The organism is Bradyrhizobium sp. TM233, from assembly GCF_036247965.1.
GTDB classification, from domain to species: Bacteria; Pseudomonadota; Alphaproteobacteria; order Rhizobiales; family Xanthobacteraceae; genus Bradyrhizobium; species Bradyrhizobium ottawaense.
On the sequence record NZ_BTIG01000003.1, the window covers coordinates 122,066 to 142,481 of the forward strand.

21 protein-coding genes and 1 tRNA gene are annotated in these 20,416 nt (G+C 65.2%); 6 read left to right on the forward strand and 16 right to left on the reverse strand.

The features are described from left to right. Positions 1 to 70 precede the first annotated feature (70 nt). Positions 71 to 799: an NUDIX hydrolase gene (locus AABA86_RS07625; RefSeq protein ID WP_338306342.1), complete on the reverse strand. Its 729-nt coding sequence runs from the start codon at positions 797 to 799 to the stop codon at positions 71 to 73. A 102-nt stretch (positions 800 to 901) separates the two neighbouring features. Here AABA86_RS07625 and AABA86_RS07630 point away from each other — a divergent pair, with 102 nt between their 5' ends. Then, a complete protein-coding gene (locus AABA86_RS07630) occupies positions 902 to 1,948 on the forward strand; it encodes an SPFH domain-containing protein (protein WP_338306343.1) in 1,047 nt (348 codons plus the stop codon). Continuing rightward, entirely contained in the window at positions 1,932 to 2,867 is a 936-nt protein-coding gene (locus tag AABA86_RS07635) for a sugar kinase (RefSeq protein WP_212249053.1), read from the forward strand. The genes AABA86_RS07630 and AABA86_RS07635 overlap by 17 nt, the downstream gene beginning before the upstream one ends. Positions 2,868 to 2,870: 3 nt before the next feature. Here AABA86_RS07635 and AABA86_RS07640 read toward each other — a convergent pair whose 3' ends face one another. The 10 genes from AABA86_RS07640 to AABA86_RS07685 form a co-directional block, all read right to left on the reverse strand. Then, the gene (locus tag AABA86_RS07640; RefSeq protein WP_212249054.1) at positions 2,871 to 3,074 is read right to left on the reverse strand and encodes a hypothetical protein; all 204 of its coding nucleotides are present in this window, start codon (positions 3,072 to 3,074) and stop codon (positions 2,871 to 2,873) included. 57 nt (positions 3,075 to 3,131) lie between these two features. After that, a complete protein-coding gene (locus AABA86_RS07645) occupies positions 3,132 to 4,469 on the reverse strand; it encodes a PQQ-dependent sugar dehydrogenase (RefSeq protein WP_338306344.1) in 1,338 nt (445 codons plus the stop codon). Beyond that, on the reverse strand, positions 4,466 to 4,918 hold the full coding sequence (locus tag AABA86_RS07650; protein ID WP_338306345.1) for a DUF2231 domain-containing protein: 453 nt from the start codon (positions 4,916 to 4,918) through the stop codon (positions 4,466 to 4,468). The genes AABA86_RS07645 and AABA86_RS07650 overlap by 4 nt, the downstream gene beginning before the upstream one ends. A 123-nt stretch (positions 4,919 to 5,041) precedes the next feature. Further along, positions 5,042 to 5,365, reverse strand: coding sequence for a hypothetical protein (locus AABA86_RS07655; RefSeq protein ID WP_338306346.1), 324 nt, complete (start codon positions 5,363 to 5,365; stop codon positions 5,042 to 5,044). A gap of 100 nt (positions 5,366 to 5,465) precedes the next feature. Then, positions 5,466 to 6,254: an ABC transporter permease gene (locus AABA86_RS07660; RefSeq protein WP_028141062.1), complete on the reverse strand. Its 789-nt coding sequence runs from the start codon at positions 6,252 to 6,254 to the stop codon at positions 5,466 to 5,468. After that, positions 6,251 to 7,114, reverse strand: a complete 864-nt coding sequence (locus tag AABA86_RS07665; RefSeq protein ID WP_338306347.1) for an ABC transporter permease — start codon at positions 7,112 to 7,114, stop codon at positions 6,251 to 6,253. Before AABA86_RS07665 ends, AABA86_RS07660 begins: the two co-directional genes overlap by 4 nt. Before the next feature lie 18 nt (positions 7,115 to 7,132). Beyond that, positions 7,133 to 8,179 carry an ABC transporter substrate-binding protein gene (locus AABA86_RS07670; protein WP_338306348.1) on the reverse strand — a complete coding sequence of 349 codons (1,047 nt, stop codon included), beginning with the start codon at positions 8,177 to 8,179 and terminating at the stop codon, positions 7,133 to 7,135. A 22-nt stretch (positions 8,180 to 8,201) separates the two neighbouring features. Next, positions 8,202 to 9,509: an NAD(P)/FAD-dependent oxidoreductase gene (locus AABA86_RS07675; protein WP_338306349.1), complete on the reverse strand. Its 1,308-nt coding sequence runs from the start codon at positions 9,507 to 9,509 to the stop codon at positions 8,202 to 8,204. Between the two features lie 16 nt (positions 9,510 to 9,525). Continuing rightward, positions 9,526 to 10,242 (reverse strand): HAD family hydrolase, encoded by a 717-nt coding sequence (locus tag AABA86_RS07680; protein WP_018316998.1) that lies wholly within the window; start codon positions 10,240 to 10,242, stop codon positions 9,526 to 9,528. A gap of 33 nt (positions 10,243 to 10,275) precedes the next feature. Continuing rightward, on the reverse strand, positions 10,276 to 11,355 hold the full coding sequence (locus AABA86_RS07685) for an ABC transporter ATP-binding protein (protein WP_338306350.1): 1,080 nt from the start codon (positions 11,353 to 11,355) through the stop codon (positions 10,276 to 10,278). Positions 11,356 to 11,568: 213 nt separating this feature from the next. Between AABA86_RS07685 and AABA86_RS07690 the strand changes: the two genes are divergently transcribed. After that, a complete protein-coding gene (locus AABA86_RS07690) occupies positions 11,569 to 12,507 on the forward strand; it encodes a LysR family transcriptional regulator (protein WP_212249062.1) in 939 nt (312 codons plus the stop codon). A gap of 209 nt (positions 12,508 to 12,716) precedes the next feature. Here AABA86_RS07690 and AABA86_RS07695 read toward each other — a convergent pair. Next, a tRNA-Gly gene (locus AABA86_RS07695) sits at positions 12,717 to 12,790 on the reverse strand. 329 nt (positions 12,791 to 13,119) lie between these two features. Beyond that, positions 13,120 to 15,525 (reverse strand): ATP-binding protein, encoded by a 2,406-nt coding sequence (locus AABA86_RS07700; RefSeq protein WP_212251970.1) that lies wholly within the window; start codon positions 15,523 to 15,525, stop codon positions 13,120 to 13,122. A gap of 343 nt (positions 15,526 to 15,868) precedes the next feature. Here AABA86_RS07700 and AABA86_RS07705 point away from each other — a divergent pair, with 343 nt between their 5' ends. After that, entirely contained in the window at positions 15,869 to 16,582 is a 714-nt protein-coding gene (locus AABA86_RS07705) for a substrate-binding periplasmic protein (RefSeq protein WP_338306351.1), read from the forward strand. An 11-nt stretch (positions 16,583 to 16,593) separates the two neighbouring features. Here the strand turns inward: AABA86_RS07705 and AABA86_RS07710 are convergent, their stop codons facing one another. After that, the gene (locus AABA86_RS07710) at positions 16,594 to 16,797 is read right to left on the reverse strand and encodes a hypothetical protein (protein WP_338306352.1); all 204 of its coding nucleotides are present in this window, start codon (positions 16,795 to 16,797) and stop codon (positions 16,594 to 16,596) included. Between the two features lie 20 nt (positions 16,798 to 16,817). Then, complete coding sequence (locus tag AABA86_RS07715) at positions 16,818 to 17,000, reverse strand: hypothetical protein (protein WP_038950498.1); 183 nt, start codon at positions 16,998 to 17,000, stop codon at positions 16,818 to 16,820. Positions 17,001 to 17,225: 225 nt separating this feature from the next. Here AABA86_RS07715 and AABA86_RS07720 point away from each other — a divergent pair, with 225 nt between their 5' ends. After that, positions 17,226 to 17,606, forward strand: coding sequence for a YciI family protein (locus AABA86_RS07720; protein WP_338306353.1), 381 nt, complete (start codon positions 17,226 to 17,228; stop codon positions 17,604 to 17,606). A gap of 4 nt (positions 17,607 to 17,610) precedes the next feature. On the opposite strand, the gene AABA86_RS07725 is transcribed toward AABA86_RS07720, so the two are convergent. Continuing rightward, positions 17,611 to 18,201 (reverse strand): TMEM175 family protein, encoded by a 591-nt coding sequence (locus AABA86_RS07725; RefSeq protein ID WP_338306354.1) that lies wholly within the window; start codon positions 18,199 to 18,201, stop codon positions 17,611 to 17,613. Between the two features lie 123 nt (positions 18,202 to 18,324). Here AABA86_RS07725 and AABA86_RS07730 point away from each other — a divergent pair, with 123 nt between their 5' ends. Continuing rightward, a complete protein-coding gene (locus tag AABA86_RS07730; protein ID WP_338306355.1) occupies positions 18,325 to 20,382 on the forward strand; it encodes an ATP-dependent helicase in 2,058 nt (685 codons plus the stop codon). The last annotated feature ends 34 nt before the right edge of the window (positions 20,383 to 20,416 follow it).

Consider the following 20,416-nt stretch of genomic DNA (forward strand, 5'->3'; position numbering starts at 1 on the left):
GCAGACCGAGGCCACGGGCATGCCGGTTCCGAATGGCACCGCGGCGCCAGCCGCAGAGCGGAGCACGACCTCATTCCGGCGGATTGAACGTCCGAACGAAATACACGGGCTCGCCGCCCTTCTTCAGGCGGTAGAGTTGCGCCGGACGGTTGGGACCGCGCCGCATCTTCGCGACCGGCTCGATCATGTCGGCCGACAGGATCCGGGTCCGGAAGGCGCTTTTCTCGAGCGGGCGGTCGAGCACGATCTCATAGACCCGCTGCAGATCCGGCAGCGTGAATTCCGCCGGCATCAAATAGGCCGGCAGCGAGGTGTACTCCACCTTGTTGCGCAGCCGCCGGATCGCGGTTGCGAGGATCTCGCCGTGATCGAAGGCGAGCTTCTCCTTGAGCCGTCCGCCTCGAACCGGAAACCACCGCGCATCGTTCGCCAGCACGCTTGCGTCCGCCGGGATCAGCGCAAAATAGGCGTGGGTCGCCGACCAGCCGCGCGGATCGCGCGTCGCACTTCCCCAGCTTCCGAGCTGCTCCAGATAAGGACTGGTAACTCCGGTCTTCTCTTTCAGCTTGCGTGCCGCACAGGCGGCGAGATCGCGGTCCTTCGTGACGTCCACGAAGCCGCCCGGCAGCGCCAAGGCGAGCGGAAACGGCTCGCCCTCGCCGGCCGGGCGCTGCATCAGCAGCACCTGAAGCCTGTCGTCGAGGATCGTAAAGATCACGACATCGACCGTGGTCAGGGGTCGCGGGAAGTCCAATTGCCCTGATTTACCAGACCCTTCAGCCCGACCTTCGCCCGCCATCGGCAGCCCCCCCTGTTCGAACTTGACAGTAGCATAGTTAGTTGTACAGTCCAACTTACTTAGTTGCTCAGACCAACTTACAGTCAGTGATTGGAGACGGCCATGTTCGGCGTCAGGTTCATCAAGGCCCAGCCCACCACCTATCTGATGAAGTACCGCGCCGGCGCGGTCGTCGCCGAGGGCGCCGGGCTCTCCGCGCTCTATTACGCGCCGGTGACCACGCTGGTCGCCGTGCCCATCGGCAGCCGCGACGCCTCCTTCATCTTCGAGCAGATCGCGCGCGACTTTCAGACACTGACCGTGCAGGGTCACGTCACCTATCGCGTCAGCGAGCCGAAGAAGGCGGCATCGATGCTCGACTTCACGCTGAAGGCCGATGGCAAGTCCTACGGGAGCGACGATCCGGAAAAGCTGCCGGAGCGCATTCTCGGCACGGTCGAGGTCCTCGCCCAGCAAGCGGTGAAGGAGCTGACGCTGAGGGACGCATTGCAGGCGTCCGATCGCATCGCCGACATCATCGCGGGCGGCTTGAGGGCGCGCGCCGACATCGCCGCTCTCGGCCTCGAAATCCTCGGCGTGTCGATCCGCGGCATCAAGCCGACTCCGGACACCGCAAGGGCGCTGGAGGCGCAAGCGCGCGAGGCGATCCTGAAGAACGCGGACGAAGCGATCTTCGCCCGGCGCAACTTCGCCGTCGAGCAGGAACGTGCCATTCGCGAGAGCGAGCTCGACACCGAGATCGCGGTCGAGCAGAAGAAGCGGTCGATTCGCGAGACCCAAATGGACGCCGAGGCAAGCGTTGCGGCAAAGCGCAATGAGCTGCGCGAGGCCGGCATGGCCGCGGACATCGTGCTGGAGGGCAAGCGCAAGGATTTCGTCGGCCTCAATGCCGAGAATACCAGGACGCTGGCCGACGCCGAGGCCTATCGCGTCGGTGCGCTGATGAAGATCTTCGAGGGCGTCGACACCCGCGTGATCCAGGCGCTCGCCGCCGCCGGCATGCAGCCGGGTCAGCTGATCGCGCAAGCCTTCTCCGGCATTGCCGAGAAGGCCGAGAAGATCGGCCAGCTCAACGTCTCGCCAGACCTGCTCAGCCAGTTGATGGAGAAGCCGAAGCCGACGGAGGCCGCCAATGCCCGCCGCCAATGACCGCAAGGTGGTGCTGGTGACGCGCAAGACCAGGCTGGAGGACCTGATCGCGCGCCACCTGACGGCGGCGCAGGCCCGCTTCTACGTCGAGCATCTCGGCGCCGACTTCTCGGACTATGAGCGCGAGCACGAGGTCTATCGTGCGCAGCGCCACACGACGCTGCAAGTGCTGGAGCAATGGGGGCGCTATCAGGTCGTCGACCGCGGCTTCCTGCCGAACTTCCTGTTCGGCCCGGACGACATCGTGGTCGCGCTCGGCCAGGACGGCGTCGTCGCCAACACGATGAAATATCTGAACGACCACCCGCTGATCGGGCTCAATCCGGATCCCGCGCGCCACGACGGCATCCTGCTTCCCTTTGCGCCGCGTGACCTCGCAAAACTCCTGCCGGAGGTCGCCAGTGAGAAGCGCGGCAGCCAGACCGTGACGATGGCCGAAGCGCGGCTCAACGACGGCCAGGTGCTCTACGCCGTCAACGACCTCTTCATCGGCGCCCGCACGCATGTCTCCGCGATCTACGAGCTTGCGGCCGGCGGGGCGACGGAACGACAATCTTCCAGCGGCCTGATCGTCTCGACCGGGCTTGGATCGACCGCCTGGTTCAAGAGCATCGTCACCGGCTCGCTGGCCATTGCCGGCAGCTTTGGCCAGCCTCCCCCGCTGACCGGTTACGAGGCCCTGCCCTGGGACGCAGCCGAGCTGCGCTTTGCGGTGCGAGAGCCCTTTCCCAGCCGCCATTCGCAGACCCATCTCGTCTGCGGCCGGCTCGCTTCGGCGGATCAATTGCGCATTCGCTCGCTGATGGCGGAAAACGGCGTCATCTTCAGCGACGGCGTCGAAGCCGACCGTCTCGACTTCAACGCGGGTGCCGAGGTCACGATCGGGATTGCCGCGCGGCGCGGGCGGCTGATCGTCTGATGGCTAGATGCCGAGCGCGTTGTCTCCGGCTTCGCGGCCGGGCACGCTGACTTGGACTTCATGTCCCTCACGAAGCGCGAGGGATGCGGCGGCGACCGCCGATTCGAACGCAGCTTCCTTGGTGGCGTATGTGTTCTTGACGTCACCGTCGTGCAGCACGCCCCATTCGTTCCGCACCGGCACGATGGCATATTGAGCAAGGCCCATTGTCCAACTCCTGGCTTGGCTTTCAGAAACCGTCGTCCCGATAACGCGCCGGCGGGCTTAACGTTGCGTCAGCTGCGGATGCGCGGCGGTGACGCGCCACACCGTATTGCCGCTATCATCGGCGACCAGCAGCGCGCCGGTCTTGTCGATGGCGACGCCAACGGGACGGCCGCGCGCCTGGTTGTCGCTGTTGAGGAAGCCGGTCACGACATCCTGCGCCGGTCCGCTCGGCTTGCCGTCGATGAACGGCACGAACACGACCTTGTAGCCGTTGAGCACCTGCCTGTTCCAGCTGCCATGCTCGCCGACGAAGGCGCCGCCGCGATAGGCAGCCGGCAGGCTGGAGCCGGTGTTGAAGGCGAGCCCGAGCGGGGCGACATGCGAGCTCAGGGCATAATCCGGCACGATCGCTTTGGCGACGAGATCCGGCCGCTGCGGCTTGACGCGGGGATCGACATGCTGGCCGTAATAGCTGTAGGGCCAGCCGTAGAAGCCGCCGTCCTTCACCGAGGTCATGTAATCGGGAACGAGATCGGGCCCGAGCTCGTCGCGCTCGTTCACCACCGTCCACAGCGCGCCGGTCTGCGGCTCGAAGCTGAGCCCGTTCGGATTGCGCAGGCCGCTTGCGAACACGCGCCAGCGCCCGCTGGCACGGTCGATCTCCAGGATCGCCGCGCGATTGTGCTCGGCCTCCATGCCGTTCTCGGTGATGTTGCTGTTGGAGCCGACGCCGGCATAGAGTTTCGAGCCGTCGGGGCTGGCGACGAGACTCTTGGTCCAGTGATGGTTGATCGGCCCGCCCGGCAGCGGCGTCAGCACCGTGCCCGGTGCGGTGATCTTCGTGTCGCCGTCCGTGTAGGGATATCTGACGATCGCATCGGCATTGGCGACGTAGAGATCGTTGCCCACCAGCGCGATGCCGAACGGCGAGTTGAGATGGTCGAGGAAGACGCTTTGCGTATCCGGCACGCCGTCGCCATTGCCGTCACGCAGCAGCGTGATGCGGTTGCCCGGCCCGGTGTCGTTGCCGCCCGAGGTCGCCCAGGACTCGATATAGCCCATGACGATCTCCTTGGGCCGCTTGATCCCCGCTCCCTTCGGCGCCTTGGATTCCGCCACCAGCACGTCACCATTGGGCAGCACGTAGAGGAAACGCGGATGCTGCAGGCCGGTCGCGAAGGCCTTGACCTGCAGGCCCTCGGCCACAGCGGGCGTCTCGCCCTTCTTCCAGCCGACGATGCGCGCGATGTGGACGGGCGGCAGCAGATATTGCTGGATGTCCGGTAGCTTTGGGGTCGCACCGATCTGCGCCTTGGGATCGCCGCTGCCGTCGTCGCAGCCGGCCAGCAACGGCAGCAACGAGCACACCAGCGCGCGGGCGAGCTTCGATATCATCGCGCAACTCCCACGCCGTGGCGATAGACCATGGCCCAGCCGAGCCAGCCGGTGACGGGCAGGATCAGCACGGTGATCACGGACAGAACGAGCCCTGTCGGCCACACCGAGGTCCAGGCATCGCGGCTGTGGATCAGCGCGTTGACGATGGCCAGGATCAGCGCCACGGCATTGCCGATCAGATGCGGCCAGGCCGGCGTCTGCGCCCGCACCAGGCGGTTGCCGAGGAAATCAGTGAGGCCCGCGATCGCCGCCAGCACGCCGAAGACGACGCCAGCGAGCAGAAGCCAGGCGGAAAAATCCGCCCACATGATCTCGGCGCTGGCGACATAGGCGATGTCGGTCAGGAGAGCCCCGATGAAGCACGCGATCGGGATCGACACCAGCATCGGATGAATGGGATGACCCGCGATCTGCGCGATGGTGCGCACGCGCACGTCTTGCTGCACGGTTGGCCTCGTGTGACTTTCCTCCAGCCCGACCGGCCAACTCGTGCGGGATGTGATGGTTCCTAGGGGATCCGCCTTGCTCCGCTTTGACCCGCGCAGATCGCGCTCATCGCGGCGGCAATATCACCGACCGCGGCTGCCCTGGATACGCGTCAGACCCAGCCTTTCGCGGACCTCGTCATCCTCGATTGCCTGATCAAGACGCGCGTCCTTGCCGGCTTCGAAATCTTCCGCGATCGTTTCGAGCGCCCGAAACGCCTCCCCGGCGCTCGGTGCCGCTTCGATGTGAGCAAGCGACTGACCGTTGACCGTGAGATCGGCCTCGCCCCAGGGCGTGGTGTCAATCTCCAGGCGGTCGCCGCCGGCATTTGCGATGAAGTGCTGGACGGTGGATTTGGAGGTCGGCAGGGAGAGGTCCGGCGTCCAATCGATCGGCTTGTTGGTCATGTCATGGTTGTCCCGAAGTTGCGACTAACCGATAGACCATCCGGCGCGCGCGACATTGACCTGGATCAGGCCCGGCGCGGCCGGGCCGTCAGCGCAGGATTTATCCCACCTTCCTCTTCTGTCGCGTGGTTGCGAGCAATACCAGGAGGAACGAGGCCGCAGTCATCAGCGTCGATATCGCTCCAATCGTTGGGTCGATCTCGTCTCGAAGCGCGGTGAACATGCGCTTGGTCAGCGGCTGGTACTGGCCGCCGGAGATGAACAGCGCGACGATGGTCTCGTCCATTGCCGAGATGAAGGCAAAAATGCCGCCGGCGACCACGCTCGACTTGATCTGCGGCAGGGTCACCGCGAAGAAGCTGCGCAGCCGGTTCATGCCGAGGCTTCGCGCAACCATCTCCTGCGCCGGATCGAAGCTCTGCAGGCCCGCCAGCACCGATATGACGACATAAGGCAAGCCCAGCATGACATTGGCGAGCACGAGGCCGGGCATGGTCGCGACCAGGCCGACCTTGGCGTAGACGAAGAAGATGCCGACCGCGGTGATGATAATCGGCACCACCAGCGGCAGCAGCAGCGCCATATGAACGACGCGCATGATGCGCAGCTTGGACTGGCTGATGGCATAGGCGGCAGCCACCCCACACGGCGTTGCAATCACGACGGTGAAGAGCGCAACTGTCAGCGTCACGCGCGTTGCCTGCATCCAGGCCGGGTTTGTGAAATATTGCTGATACCAGCGCGTCGAGAACGACGGCGGCGGGAAGGTCAGGAAGCGCGCGCTGGAGAACGAGATCGGCGCGATGATGAGAACGGGCAGGATCAGATAGACCAGCACCAGCGCGCTGATCGCGTAGAGGGCAATCCGTGCGGGCGAGATGCGCATCATTTCTGCCCCAGCACGCGGTCGAGCGAGATGAAGCGGCTGACGACAAAGAAGATTGCGAGCACGCTGAGAAGCAGCACCACCGCGACGGCGCTCGCCGCGCCGAACTGGTTGTAGAGCTCGACATTGCGGCTCACCAGCATCGACACCATCACGGTGCGGCCGCCGCCGAGCAGCTCCGGCGTGATGTAGAAGCCGAGGCAGAGCACGAACACCATGGTGCAGCCGGCGAGCACGCCCGGCAACGACAGCGGCAGGAAGACGCGAAAGAATGTCAGCGACGGGCTCGCGCCGAGACTGGCGCCGGCTTGCATGAGATCGCCGGGGATCTTCTGCATCGTGGCATAGAGCGGCAGCACCATGAACGGCAGCAGGATGTGCACGGTCGCCACCACCGTACCAAAACTGTTGTGGACCAGCGCGAGTGGCTCGGAGATCACATCGAAATAGCGCAGGAATTGGTTGATCACGCCGCTACGCTGAAGCAGCGCCAGCCAGGCATAGGCGCGGACCAGCACGCTAGTCCAGAACGGCAGCACGACCAGCGACAGGATCAGGATGCTCCAGCCCTTCGGCACCGAATTGGCGAGATAGGCCAAGGGATAGCCGAGCAGCAGAGCGATCAACGTGACCGCGAGGCTGATCTCGAAGGTCAGCGCGAAACTTCGCCAGTAGATGTCTTCGGTGAAGACTCGCCGGTAGTTCTCCAGCGTAAAGCCATCATGGTAGATCGACTGCCAGGCCAGCCAGCCGACCGGCAGCACGATCAAGAGCAAAATCACGAGCAGCGCCGGCGACACCAGCGCCAGCATCAGCCCGTGCTCACGGCGCTGATGCTTTTGCGAAGGATCGGACACTGTCATCGTCAACGCTGCCTCGTCTCACTTCTGCATGAACGACGCCCAGCGCTTCTCGGCGGCTTCGCCGGCCGGCGATGACCACCAGGCGTAGGACATCAGCGCCTGCTTGGCCGCGTTCGCCGGCTCGCTCGGCAATTGCGCGGCACGTTCGGACTTGATCACGTTGGTTTCAAACGCCTTCGGATTGCCGGGGCCGTAGTCGATGTGGAGCGGCAGATTGGCCTGGTGCACGGGATCGACGGCCTCGTTGAGGAATTTCAACGCGGTGTCGAGATTCGGCGCGCCCTTGAGAATGCAGAGCGAGGTGCTCTGTAGGACGCCCTGATTGTAGGTGAAGGCAACCTTGGCGCCTTCCTTGGCGACGGCGCTGACTCGGCCGTTCCAGGCCATCTCCATGTCGACCTCGCCGTCGTTGAGCAGTTGCGCCGACTGCGCACCCGAAGTCCACCACACCGTGATGTGCGGCTTAATCTCCTCCAGCTTCTTGAAGGCGCGGTCGACATCGAGCGGATAGAGCTTGTCGGGCGCAACACCGTCGGCCATCAGCGCGGCCTCGAGCGTTGCGAACGGGTGGTTGCGCAGCGCGCGGCGGCCGGGAAATTTCTTGACGTCCCAGAAATCGGCCCAGCTATTCGGCGCGTCCTTCGGGAACGTCTTCTGGCTGTAGGCCAGCACGCTGGAATAGAACTCATAGGAGACCGAATAGGGACTGCGATACGCCTCCGGCATCGCCGCGCCGTTCGGGATCTTCGAGAAGTCGAGCTTCTCCATCAGCCCCTGCTCGCCGCCGCGCAGGCAGTTGCCGGTGGGCGTGTCGACGACGTCCCAGATCGGCTTGCCGCTGCCGACCTGGGTCTTGATCGCAGGCCAGGCGTCGGGAATGGAATCCTGGTTGATGGTGATGCCGAGCTTCTTGGCGGAGGGATCCAGGATCGCCACCGTCTGCGCCTGCTGGTAGGCGCCGCCCTGCGAGACGAAGGTGATCTGCTCGGCGGCATCGGCCGCATTGGTCAATCCGATTGCGCCCAGCAGCGCGCAGCCCAGTCCAAACTTCTGCTTCATCGTCATCCTCGCCTCCTCCAAAGACTTCTCACTGACCGATCGCATCCAGAAACTGGTACCAGCCGGCGACCATGCGCACGGCGGGCTCGCGCAGCGGATAGAACGGAATGGTCTTCATGCGACTGACATCGAGCAGGCCGACGTCGGGGCTCTCGTCGCGCACGAAGGCGGCCAGATAGCGGCCCATCAGGCTCGACATCGCCACACCTGCTCCGTTGTAGCCCAGCGAGACCAGCGTGCGGTCGTCGAGCCGGCCGATATGCGGCACCGAGTCCAGCGTCATCGCGACGAGGCCAGACCATTTGTATGCGAGCGGGACCTCGTCCAAATCCGGAAAGATTCCGACCATCGCCTTGCGCAGCGCGTCGAACGCAGCTTGCGAGTCCTGCTTGCCGAAGGCGCCGCGGCCGCCGAAGATCACGCGGTTATCGACCATGCGGAACCAGCGCATCATGCGCTTGGTCTCGGTGTAGGTCCGCCCCGTCGGCATCAGCTTTCCAGCGAGATTGTGCGGCAGCTGTTCGGTCGCAACCATGGCGCTGCGGAACGGGATCAACGTGCGCTGCATATGTGCGGTGGCGCCAGTCAGATCGGAATAGCTGTTGGTGGCGATGATCGCCTGTTTGGCACGCACGGCGCCTTGCGGCGTCTCGGCGACAATACCGTCCTTCTCGCGCCGCAGCTTGACGACCGGGGATTCCTGGAAGATCAGAACACCACGGCGCGCCACGCCGTCGGCGAGGCCCCGCAGATAATTCAGCGGATGGATGCCGCCAGAGCCGGGATTGAGCACGCCGCCGACAAAGATGTCGGAGCCGGTCTCTTCGCGCACTTCGCGCTTGTTGAGGATGCGGACCTCGGCGGAGCCCATCTCGCGCGTCATCCAGTTGGCTTCGTCGATCGCCGCCTTGAGCGTCGTCTCGTTGTGGGCAGCCTTGACCTGGCCGGTGCGCGTCAGGTTTGCGCTGGTGATACCGAATTCGGACACTAGCTCCTCGACCATGTCGGTCGATTCATGAGCGATCTCGTACATGCGCTTTGCCATCGCGCGGCCGTGCACGGCGTCGATCTCACGGAACGACAGGCGAAACTTTGCGGTGATCACGCCACCGTTGCGCCCGCTCGCGCCCCAGCCGGGGCGGTTGGCCTCGAGCACGATCGGTGCGAGCCCGCTCTTGGCGATATGGTGCGCAGCGGAGAGCCCGGTATAGCCCGCGCCGATGATCACCACATCGGCCTGATGCTCGCCCGACAGCACGGGACAATCGCGCGCCGGCTCCGCCGTGGCTTCCCACAGCGAGTTGACCGATGGCTGCGCGCTCCAGTCCCGTGTCATGCCCGCGCTCACGGATTTATGCCGCCGGCCCGATCGCTGCGTCGGCCAGTGCCTTCAAGGTCGGATAATGGAAGTCCGGCTTGGTTAGCGTCTCCACCGCGGGCGTGCCGCCAAAACCGGCGATGCCCTGGCGGCGCTCGATCCAGCACACCTTGTAGCCCAGCTTCCGCGCGATGCCGATGTCGTGGTACTGGCTCTGCGCGACATGCAGAATGTCGGACTGCTTGTAGCCGAAGGCGGACTGACGCCCCTTGTTGTAGGCGAAGAATTCCGGATTGGGCTTTGCCACCCCGGTGTCGTCGGCGCAGACGGTGTCGTCGAAGGGATTGCCGAGCGCATGCGCGTAACACGAGAGCGCGACGCGGTCCGCATTGGTCATCGCCACCAGCCGGAATTTCGTGCGCAAGCGCTTCAGTGCTTCGACCGAGTCCACGAATGGTCCCCAGCGCAGCACCGAGAGCTGGAAGACATCGCACGACGCGTCGTCAGACGGCAGCCCGAGCTCCTTGGCGAGATGGCGATAGACGTGGAACATCGCCTCGCTCGAGCGCTCGTAGTGCATGTCGCGGCCGCGCTTGTAGGGCTCGAAAATCTGATCGTCGCTGAGTTCGGCCGGCGTTTTGCCCGAGATCTTGCGCACTGCGTTGATCACGCCGGTTTCGAAATCGATCAAGGTGCCGACGACGTCGAAGGTGAGGACCTTGAAATTGCTGAACGCGGCTTGGGTCGACATGTCGTTTTTCTCTCAGGTTAAACAGGCTAGGGTTCAGTCCACCCGGGGCACGATGATGGTGTCCTCGGGGTGAAGGGTGACGGTGAGGCTGCCGCCGAGTGGCGGAATGCGGCTGTAGGCCTGGTGATAGCTCGGCTGTCGCAGGCTGAGCGCGACGCCGTCGGCAAGCGCCAGGAAGATACGCAGGCTCTCGCCCTGATAGACGATATCGGTGACCGTAGCCGTGAGCCGGTTGCAGGCGGCATCCTGCGCGCCATCGTCGATCAGCAGCTTTTCGCTGTGCACGGCCAGCATCAGCGCATCGCCGTCGGGGATGGCGCGGGCGCTACGCAGCAGCGCGTTGCCGAGCGCGACGCTGGTGGCATCGACACGGCGCACCGACAGCATCGTGGCTTCACCGATGAAGCTCGCGACGAAGGAATCGGCGGGATGGTCGTGCAGCCGCGCGGGCTCGTCGATCTGGATCAGCCTGCCGTCCTTCATCACCGCGACACGGTCGCTCATGGTCAGCGCCTCGCGCTGGTCATGGGTGACGTAGATGATGGTGGCGCCGATGCGCTTGTGCAGCGCCCGCAGCTCGATCTGCATGGATTCGCGCAGCTGCTTGTCGAGCGCGGAGAGCGGCTCGTCCATCAGGATCAGTTGCGGCTCGAAGATCATGGCGCGCGCGAGCGCCACACGCTGGCGCTGGCCGCCGGAGAGCTGCGCGATGCCGCGCTCCTCGTAGCCGGCGAGGCCGACCATCGCGAGCGCCGCGCGCACCTTGTCGGGCCAGTTCGCCTTCGGCAGCCGGCGCGCGCGCAAGGGAAAGGCGACGTTCTCGCCGACGCTCATATGCGGGAACAGGGCGTAGTTCTGGAAGACGACGCCGATGTCGCGCTTGTGCGGCGGCATCCAGGTGACGTCGCGACCACCGAAGAGAATTGTGCCCGACGTCGGGATGATGAAGCCGCCCAAAATGCCGAGCAGCGTGGTCTTGCCGGAACCGGAGGGGCCGAGCAGCGAGACGAATTCGCCGGCGCCGACATTGAGGGAGACATCGTCGAGAGCGCGAACGGCGCCGTACGCCTTGCTCGCGGACCGGATCTCAACGCTTTCCGCTCGTCTGTCCAACGATCGCCCTCGCCTCGTTCCCTGTCATGACGTGCCTCACTGCGCGCCATAAGCCTGCTTTATAGACAGCATCCCGGAGCAATCGCGGGTACAGCGTGCGCCGCACCAAAACTGTCTCTCGAACACCCTGTCTTTAGGCTGTGACACGAATGACACCAGACTTGGCAAAACTCGGCAATTGCCAAATTCTCACCGCGCCCATAACATGACGTTATGCCCGAGCTGCGCAGGATGCTGCCCTCAAGTAACGCCCTGTTCGTCTTTGACGCAGCAGCGCGCAATGGCAGCTTCACGGCGGCTGCCGCCGAACTCAACGTCACGCAGCCGGCGGTAAGCCGGATGCTCGGACAATTCGAGGAGCATCTCGGCGTTCGCCTGTTCGACCGCAAGGCGGGCCGCGCGGTGCTCACCGAGGAAGGCGAGCAGCTCTATCGCCGCGTGCTCGAAGGCTTTCGCAGCATCGAGAGCGGCCTCGTCGAGATCGAGCGGCGCCGCAAGGGCACCGAGACCGTGACGCTGTCGGTCTCCTCTGCCTTTACCACGCACTGGCTGATGCCGCGCATCGACAAACTCCAGAAGCAGTTTCCCCAGGTCGATCTGCGCTTCCAGCTGATCTCCGGCGCATTACGCGGGCCGGTGGAGAACGTCGATCTCGGCATGCGCTTCCGCGATCGCGACGAGCCGTCGTCCGGCGGCACGCTGGTGATGAAGGAAGTGATGCTGCCGATGTGCAGCCCGACCTATCTCGGCGCGACCGATCCCACCGAGGGCAACACCATCATCCGCCTCGCCGAGACGGCGGGCGACTGGGCCGCGGATTACGCATCACTGCTCACCGGTCGTCGCGGTGCGGCCAAGGGGCTCAGCTTCACCGATTATGCCGTCGTGATGCAGGCCGCCCTGCTCGGCCAAGGCATCGCGCTCGGCTGGCTGACGGTCGCCTCGCATTGGCTCCTGACAGGCGCGCTGGTGCCGGCCTCCGATACGCTCACCACCACGCGCCGTCTCTGCGAGTTCCTGCCGCCACGCAACCGGCCCATGCGGCCCATTGCCGCCGAGATCCGGGATTGGATCATCGCGCAAATGCGGATCGAGCTGGCTGCAATCGATCGGCAATATCCACGACTTGGCTTGATGCCTGCGTGCTACTGAGCTTTCAGGTGGATTTGCCTTCCTGACCGTCGGCTCGCCCGAGCGAATGAGCCGGCGGGCTCAGGTCGCTGTCCAAAGGTACGAACAAGCAGGCAACCGTCAGCTCCTATCGCAAAGCTCCGGCCATCTGGCGATCGACGTCAGCAAGCAGGCTTCAACTTTTCTGCGATCCACAATGAGCCCTCATTTCAAGCGGAGGGCTTGGGCGTTGGAGCGGGTGAAGGGAATCGAACCCTCGTATTCAGCTTGGAAGGCTGCTGCTCTACCATTGAGCTACACCCGCGTTACGGGCTCCCTAACACGGCCGGGCGGCGGTCTCAACTGCCCAGGCGGTCGCTTTCCGGCGTCTTCGGCGGCCTTGCGAGCCGCCCCGGTTCCCTCCGGAGCCGCCGCCTCTTAACAGCGGTGGCAATGCCGCCTATATTGAAATCTTCCGAAACCAACGAAAGGAGGTGATCCAGTGTCTCTTACCAAGCGCTGTCACCTCGCTGGGATCGCCCGCTAAGCTTCGAACAAGGCTTGGCATCGGGGCGCTCTCAGCCCTGGACCAGCGAGCAAGAAATCGGGCGCGACGGGGCTTCCCCGCCGCGCCTTTTTCGTCCGGGGGCGCGCTCAGGCCGGCGGCTCGCCCGCAAGCACCTCGCGAATCTTCTGCGACAGCTCCGACTTCCGGTAGGGCTTCCTGAGCAGCGCCACGCCGGGATCGAGATGTCCTTCGTGGACGATGGCATCGTCGGTGTAGCCGGAGGTATAGAGCACCCTTGCTCCCGGCCGGCGGAGCCGGACCGCGTCGGCCAATTCCCGCCCGTTCATGCCGCCGGGCATGATGATATCCGTGAACAGGAGATCGAATTTGGCGCCCTGGTCGACCAGCGCCAGTGCGGAGGCGCCGTCGCCGGCCACCAGCGTGCGATAGCCGAGGCTGCCGAGCCGAGCGATGACATAGCCCTGCACCAGCGGATCGTCCTCGACCACGAGGATCGTTTCGTGCCCGCGTGCCGTGTCCAGCGCCTGGACCGGCGCGGTCCTGACCGGCGCCTCGCCCTTCGACCGCGGCAGGAACAGCCGCATCACCGTGCCCCGCCCCTCCTCGCTCTCGACCGCGACGGTGCCGCCGGTCTGTTTGGCAAAGCCGTAGACCATGCTGAGCCCGAGGCCGGTGCCGCGGCCGACGCCCTTGGTGGTGAAGAACGGCTCGAATACGCGCTCGCGGATGTCGGCGGGGATGCCGTGGCCGGTGTCGGCGACCGCGACCATCACGAAGGCGCCGCGCATGGCACCGCCGTCGCCGGCAGCGTCGGTGTCGTCGAGCTCGCGGTTCGCGGTCTCGATCGTGAGCTTGCCCCCGCCCGGCATCGCGTCGCGCGCGTTGACGGCGAGATTGACGATCGCGGAGGAGAGCTGCGACGGATCGGCCATCGCAGACCAGGCGTCGTCGGCGAGCCGGGTCACGATCTCGATATGGGCGCCGAGGATCGGCCGCAGCAGCTTCGCGGTCTCGATCACGAGGGCGTTGACGTCGATCTCGCGCGGCTCCAGCGGCTGGCGGCGCGCGAAGGTCAGGAGCTGCGAGGTGATCTCCGCGCCGCGCGTGGCCGCATCGTCGATCAGCTGCGCGATCGCGGCGAATTCGGGCTTGTCCGCAAGCCCTTCCTGAATGATCTCGATGGTGCCGGTGATGACCGTGAGCACGTTGTTGAAGTCGTGCGCGACGCCGCCGGTGAGCTGGCCGATCGCATCCATCTTCTGGGATTGGCGCAGTCGCTCCTCGGTCTCGTGCTGCTCGGTGAGGTCGGTCGCAGAGCCGCGATAACCCATGAAGCTTCCGTCGGCGGCGAAGACCGGCTGGCCGTTGACGCTGAAATGATGCATCCGCCCCGTGGTGTCGCAGCCGCGATATTCGAACTTCCGGAACGGCTCATGGCGGTCCAGCATCGCCATGTGCGCGCGCCATTTCTCGGGCTCGGCGTCGCGGCCGAACGCGGCATCGGTGCGGCGCTTGCCGATCAGCGCCTTGTTGTCCATGCCGAAGACACCGGCCCGGTCGGATATGTAGGTGAACCGATGGTCCGGTCCGGTCTCCCAGAACCAATCGGACGCGGTCTCGGCATAGTCGCGGAAACGCTCTTCACTCGCACGCGCGTCCTCTTCGGCGCTCCGGCGGACCTTGAGGTCGCGCTCGAGATTTGCATTGGCCTCGCGCAGCTCGCCATAGGCCCGCTGGAGGTTCGCGCACATCGCGTTGAAGGCGTCGATCACCTTGTCCAGCTCGTCGGCATCGTAGGGCGGCCGGCGCTCCAGGCGCAAAGGCGGCGGCGGCCGCGCCAGGCTGTATTTGCTGACGAACTCGGCGATGGCGACCAGATGCCGCGTCACCAGCAGATGGACCATGTAGATGATGAACAGCGAGACGAGGAACGTCTTGGCCGCCTGGCTTGCCAGGATCACCAGCGCACGGTTCAGCAAATGCTGGTAGACGTCGGTCAGCGTCGCCTCGACATGGAGCACGCCGATCTCGCGTGCGTTGCCTTTCACGGCGTAGTTCAGCGGATAGTCGCGCGTCACGACCGAGCGGGTGCTCGGCTCGCCGATGGCGAGACGGATCGGATTGGGACGGTCGGCGATCTCACGCACCTCCGCGGCGCGGATGTCGGGCAGCCGCAGGATACCGTCGAGCTGGAGCTTGAGCTGGTTCTGGTCGAGATTCCAAAGGCTCTCGCCGAGACTGCCGGTGGTGCTGCGGCCGATCTCGTCCAGCCTGGTCTCGATGAGGCCGACCTCGCGATCATAATCGAGATAGAGCTGGAGCGCAGTCAACGTCAGCGTCACGACCGAAGAGAACAGCAGCACGGCCGCGAGCAGGCGCGGCCCGACGCCGCTGCGCGACCAGTTGAAGAGTCGGGACAGCAGCGCGGCGAACATCGAAGGCGCGAGCGCGGTGCCGATCAAATCCTGCTTCGCAGCCGCCGGTGCGACGGCGCGGCCGCGATTGGAGTCCTCGTCACCAGCCTTGGCCATGCACCACATCCCCGGAATGGCGGCACGCTGCGGCCGACCGGTCGCAGCCTCGAGCAATTCGATCGTCGAGACTTCGCCTTCACGCGATGCGCGCGGCGATCCTGTCCGCCCATTTCCTGTCAACCCCATGGGCGGCTCGAGGTCGGCGGGTCATATCTTGCGCAGCAGCAGGATTCCCGCGCAAACTACCACTTCGCGTGGTAGAATGACATCGGTGAAAGTCCGGACGTCGCCTGCACCTCGGGCGGGCAGTGACCTCTATGGCCACACGCAGGCGCCATCTCCGGTAAATCGGGCGGACATCGGAATCCAGCGGTAGAATCGGGCAACGAGGAGGCGCGTCATGTGGCGGATTATCGTCGCCTGCCTGTCACTGCTTGCAAGCGGTCCTTCGCAGGCGCAGGAGGTCATCCGGCTGGCGCGCATCACCGACATCCCCGATCAATATGTCGGCGGCGAGATGCTGCGGGCCGTCTACGCCAGGCTGAACATCAGACTGGAGTTCGAGGACGTCCCCGGCAAGCGCGCGCTCGCGCTGTCGAGCGCCGGTGAGGTGGACGGGGAGATCCAACGGATCGGAACGCTCTCGCGCGACTACCCGACGCTGGTCCAGGTCACGCCGGCGATCAACTATATCGAGCCCGCGGTGTTTGCGACGAAATTCCGGTTCGACGTCGCCGGCTGGGATTCGATCAGAGACTACAGCATCGGCATCGTCCGCGGCGTCGGCTCCTCGGAGGCCGGTACGCGCGGCATGGCCCGCGTCACGGCGACCACTGGCCTCGACAACATGGTCAGGATGCTCGATGCCGACCGTTTCGACGTGATGGTCACCGATCTCTTCAGCGGGCTCGCAGCGGTGCGCAAACTCAATCTGCAGGCCAGGATCTACCCCCTCTCGCCGCCGCTCGAGCGCATCCACATCTACCATTACCTGCACGAACGCCATCGCGATCTCGTGCCGAAGGTTGGCAAGGCGATCGCTCAGATGGAGGCGAGCGGCGAGCTGGCGGCGCTGCGCGAGGCCCTGGTCAAGCAGGTCTTGAGCGGGAAGTGACGACTGCTGTGTCAGCCCGCGCGAAGCCGCTCGCGTAGCGCGACGGCGGCAATCAGCATGCCGACGCACCAGGCCACGACGGCGCGGTGAGGCTCCACGCCGAGCAGCACCGTGAAGATGCTCGTCAGCAGGCACGGCACGATGACCTTGCCCGTCCGGCTCGTCAGTGCGAGCAGGAACGGCATCGCCGCGATCGATATTTGCAGGACGTCCATTGGAAATCGGTCGCGAGGCTTCAGAAGCCGCAAACGCCGAGCGCGCGCGGGCGCTTGCCGCGCCGGCTCTCCACGATGCGCTCGCCGCCATTCTCGGCCGAGCTGCCGTAATAGCGGTGATGGCCGCTTTGGTCGTGCAGATCGGCCGTCTGAGATTGTCCGGCCCGACGTGCGTCGCAGATGATCTTGATGTGACCCGACATTGCCGCCTCCAGCAGAAATCTTGTTGTTTGTGGTCATCAGTCGCGACCACTTCCGGCGGCGTTCACGCGGCAAGGGCCCAATCGGGTTTCAGGACGGTTTCGTCGCGGCCCGGCCACGCAATATTTTGTGCGTGAATTTATTCTTGAGTTTATTCTTGAGGATTGTCGGCATTGCCTGCGGTGCGACGTCCTTCGGGATCGGTGCAGAAAAACAACGAGGTGACGATGCTTTACGCCATCCTGGCCTACCACGTGGAAGACGAGATCTTGTCCTGGACGCCCGAGCAGGACGCCGCAGTCGTGGCCAAGGTCATCGAAGTTCAGGCCCCCTTGCGGGCCAGCGGACAGTTCGGGCCGGCCGCCCGTCTGGATGAGACCCGAAAGGCGCGCACCTTGCGTGGCCCCGGCGCGGGCATGGTGCTGGACGGCCCGTTTGCCGAGACCAAGGAGCAGCTTCTGGGCTTCCACCTGATGGAATGCGCCAGCGAGGAGGAGGCGATCACGGCGGCGCGGAAACTGCGTGCGGTCAATCCGACAGCGGTCTACGAAATCCGCCCGGTCAAGCTCTACGTGCCGGCCGATGGGTTCGGCGCGACGTCCGGGTGAGGCCTCACGCCCCCGGCCCGGTCCGCGCACCGTAGAAGCGCTGGATCGCGAGCCCGCCGAAGGCGATGAACCACACGAAGGGCGCGATGTGCGGGGCGAACGCCGCAACGATCGTGCCCGGGATAAACACCAGGAGCGGAAACAGCGAGGCCATGATCTCCTGGCGCCAGCCGCCGAGGATCGTCCACCACAGCCAGGCATTGAGGCCGGCGATCGCGGTCAGGTGCAGCCCGTAGAGCACCGCAACCGCACTGCTCATGCCGTAATTGGTGTAGAGGCCGTTGGTGACAGGCAGCAGAACGATCGAGAGCAGGAAGAACAGGTTGAGGATCACCGCGCCGCGGCTGCCGACGGGTTGGCGCGCCAGCCGCCGGTGATGGCTGATCCAGAACACGCCGGCGATGATGAAGCTGAGGGCAAGGCCGGCGAGCTTGCCGGAATAGACGTGGGCGAGATCGCTCCAGTCGGGCACGCTGGTGAAGACCGCAGCTTTGGGCAGGTCGTAGGCCAACAGCGTCATGGCGACACCGAAAATGGTGTTGCTGAGTGATTCCAGCCGCCGCATCTCGAACTGGTCGGGGTTGGGCTCGGTCATGTCGGGGCCTGCGCTGCTGGAACTTAGGGCCATCTTCCCCCTAAATCCTAATTCCCGTTCCGTCCAGCCGCATTGCGATTCGCGCCGGGATCGCCGACTCTTGCCCTTTCACCGGGGCGATTCGTGGCAACATATCTGGACACGCTCAATGCGGAGCAGCGCCGCGCCGTCGAGCATGGCGTGGCCGAGGGCTCAACCGTGGGCGCCCCCCTGCTCGTGATTGCCGGCGCTGGCTCCGGCAAGACCAACACGCTGGCCCACCGCGTCGCGCACCTGATCGTCGCAGGTAGCGATCCGCGCCGCATCCTCCTGATGACGTTCTCCCGCCGCGCGGCGGCCGAGATGGCCGGCCGGGTGGAACGGATCGCCCGCAAGGTGCTGGGCGAGAACAACGCCGCCGTCATGCGCGATGCGCTGACCTGGGCCGGCACCTTCCACGGTATCGGCGCGCGCCTCTTGCGCGAATATGCCGAGCGGATCGGCGTCGATCCCGCCTTCACCATCCACGACCGCGAGGATTCCGCCGACCTGATGAACCTGGTCCGCCACGAGCGCGGCCTGTCGAAGACCGAGAGCCGCTTCCCCGCCAAGGGCACGTGCCTGTCGATCTACTCGCGCTGCGTCAATGCCGAGATGGAGATCGAGAAGGTGCTCGGCCAGCACTATCCCTGGTGTGCGGGGTGGGCCACCGAGCTGAAGGGGCTGTTCGCCGCCTATGTCGAGGCCAAGCAGGCGCAGCACGTGCTCGATTACGACGACCTCCTGCTCTACTGGTCGCAGATGATGAGCGATGCGCTGATCGCCGAAGAGATCGGCGGCCGCTTCGATCACGTGCTGGTCGACGAATACCAGGACACCAACCGCCTGCAATCCTCGATCCTCCTGGCTCTGAAGCCCGACGGACGCGGGCTCACCGTGGTCGGCGACGACGCCCAGTCGATCTATTCGTTCCGCGCCGCCACCGTGCGCAACATCCTGGATTTCCCGCAGAGCTTCTCGCCCCGCGCGGAGATGATCACGCTCGACCGCAACTATCGCTCGACGCAGACCGTGCTGGCGGCGGCCAACGGCGTCATTGGGCTTGCGCGTGAGCGCTTCACCAAGAATCTGTGGACCGACCGCGCCGCCTCGCACAAGCCGCAACTGGTCACCGTCCACAACGAGGCCGACCAGGCGCGTTACATTGTCGAAGAGGTGCTGGCGAACCGCGAGCAAGGCGCGCTGCTCAAGCACCAGGCGGTGCTTTTCCGGACGTCCTCGCATTCCGGCCCGCTCGAGATCGAGCTGACCCGCCGCAACATTCCGTTCGTCAAGTTCGGCGGGCTGAAATTCCTCGACGCCGCGCATGTCAAGGACGTGCTGGCGCTGCTGCGCTTTGCCGAGAACCCGCGCGACCGTGTCGCCGGCTTCCGCATCCTGCACCTGTTGCCCGGCATCGGACCCGCGACCGCGCAGCGCGTGCTCGACCAGATGGCGGAGAGCACCGACCCACTTGCTGTGCTCGGCCAGCTTCCGGTGCCCGCGCGGACCGGCGCCGACTGGACCGACTTCGTCCGCACCGTCGAGAATTTGCGCTATTCGGAATGGCCGGTCGATCTCGAACGCGTGCGGCTCTGGTACGAGCCGCATCTCGATCGCCTCCACGAAGAGTCCGAGACGCGCCGCGCCGATCTGATGCAGCTCGAGCAGATCGCCAGCGGCTATGCCTCGCGCGAGAAATTCCTGACCGAGCTGACGCTCGATCCGCCGGATGCGACCAGTGACAAATCCGGCCCGCCGTTGCGCGACGAGGACTATCTCATCCTGTCCACCATCCACTCCGCCAAGGGCCAGGAGTGGAAGTCGGTGTTCGTGCTCAACGTCGTCGACGGCTGCATGCCGTCCGATCTCGGCGCCGGCACCAGCGCCGAGCTCGAGGAGGAGCGCCGCCTGCTCTACGTCGCGATGACCCGCGCCAAGGACGATCTGCACCTCGTCGTCCCCCAGCGCTTCTTCGTCCACGGCCAGGCCGCCAAGGGCGACCGCCACGTCTATGCCTCGCGCACCCGCTTCATCCCGGAGCAGCTGGTCTATCTGTTCGAGCGCACCGCCTGGCCGAAGGCTGCCGCGGGCGCGGCCCGCACCGCGGCGCAGGGCCCGAAGGTCGACATCGGCGCGCGGATGCGCGGGATGTGGCGGTAGACGCAAGAGGCTCGTGTCGGGACCTGTCAGGATA

Coding starts and splice junctions, on each gene's coding strand:
- AABA86_RS07625 (WP_338306342.1), bottom strand. CDS start 799: ATGGCGGGCGAAGGTCGGGCTGAAGGGTCTGGTAAATCAGGGCAATTG.
- AABA86_RS07630 (WP_338306343.1), top strand. CDS start 902: ATGTTCGGCGTCAGGTTCATCAAGGCCCAGCCCACCACCTATCTGATG.
- AABA86_RS07635 (WP_212249053.1), top strand. CDS start 1,932: ATGCCCGCCGCCAATGACCGCAAGGTGGTGCTGGTGACGCGCAAGACC.
- AABA86_RS07640 (WP_212249054.1), bottom strand. CDS start 3,074: ATGGGCCTTGCTCAATATGCCATCGTGCCGGTGCGGAACGAATGGGGC.
- AABA86_RS07645 (WP_338306344.1), bottom strand. CDS start 4,469: ATGATATCGAAGCTCGCCCGCGCGCTGGTGTGCTCGTTGCTGCCGTTG.
- AABA86_RS07655 (WP_338306346.1), bottom strand. CDS start 5,365: ATGACCAACAAGCCGATCGATTGGACGCCGGACCTCTCCCTGCCGACC.
- AABA86_RS07660 (WP_028141062.1), bottom strand. CDS start 6,254: ATGATGCGCATCTCGCCCGCACGGATTGCCCTCTACGCGATCAGCGCG.
- AABA86_RS07665 (WP_338306347.1), bottom strand. CDS start 7,114: ATGACAGTGTCCGATCCTTCGCAAAAGCATCAGCGCCGTGAGCACGGG.
- AABA86_RS07670 (WP_338306348.1), bottom strand. CDS start 8,179: ATGACGATGAAGCAGAAGTTTGGACTGGGCTGCGCGCTGCTGGGCGCA.
- AABA86_RS07675 (WP_338306349.1), bottom strand. CDS start 9,509: ATGACACGGGACTGGAGCGCGCAGCCATCGGTCAACTCGCTGTGGGAA.
- AABA86_RS07680 (WP_018316998.1), bottom strand. CDS start 10,242: ATGTCGACCCAAGCCGCGTTCAGCAATTTCAAGGTCCTCACCTTCGAC.
- AABA86_RS07690 (WP_212249062.1), top strand. CDS start 11,569: ATGCCCGAGCTGCGCAGGATGCTGCCCTCAAGTAACGCCCTGTTCGTC.
- AABA86_RS07700 (WP_212251970.1), bottom strand. CDS start 15,525: ATGGCCAAGGCTGGTGACGAGGACTCCAATCGCGGCCGCGCCGTCGCA.
- AABA86_RS07705 (WP_338306351.1), top strand. CDS start 15,869: ATGTGGCGGATTATCGTCGCCTGCCTGTCACTGCTTGCAAGCGGTCCT.
- AABA86_RS07710 (WP_338306352.1), bottom strand. CDS start 16,797: ATGGACGTCCTGCAAATATCGATCGCGGCGATGCCGTTCCTGCTCGCA.
- AABA86_RS07715 (WP_038950498.1), bottom strand. CDS start 17,000: ATGTCGGGTCACATCAAGATCATCTGCGACGCACGTCGGGCCGGACAA.
- AABA86_RS07720 (WP_338306353.1), top strand. CDS start 17,226: ATGCTTTACGCCATCCTGGCCTACCACGTGGAAGACGAGATCTTGTCC.
- AABA86_RS07725 (WP_338306354.1), bottom strand. CDS start 18,201: ATGACCGAGCCCAACCCCGACCAGTTCGAGATGCGGCGGCTGGAATCA.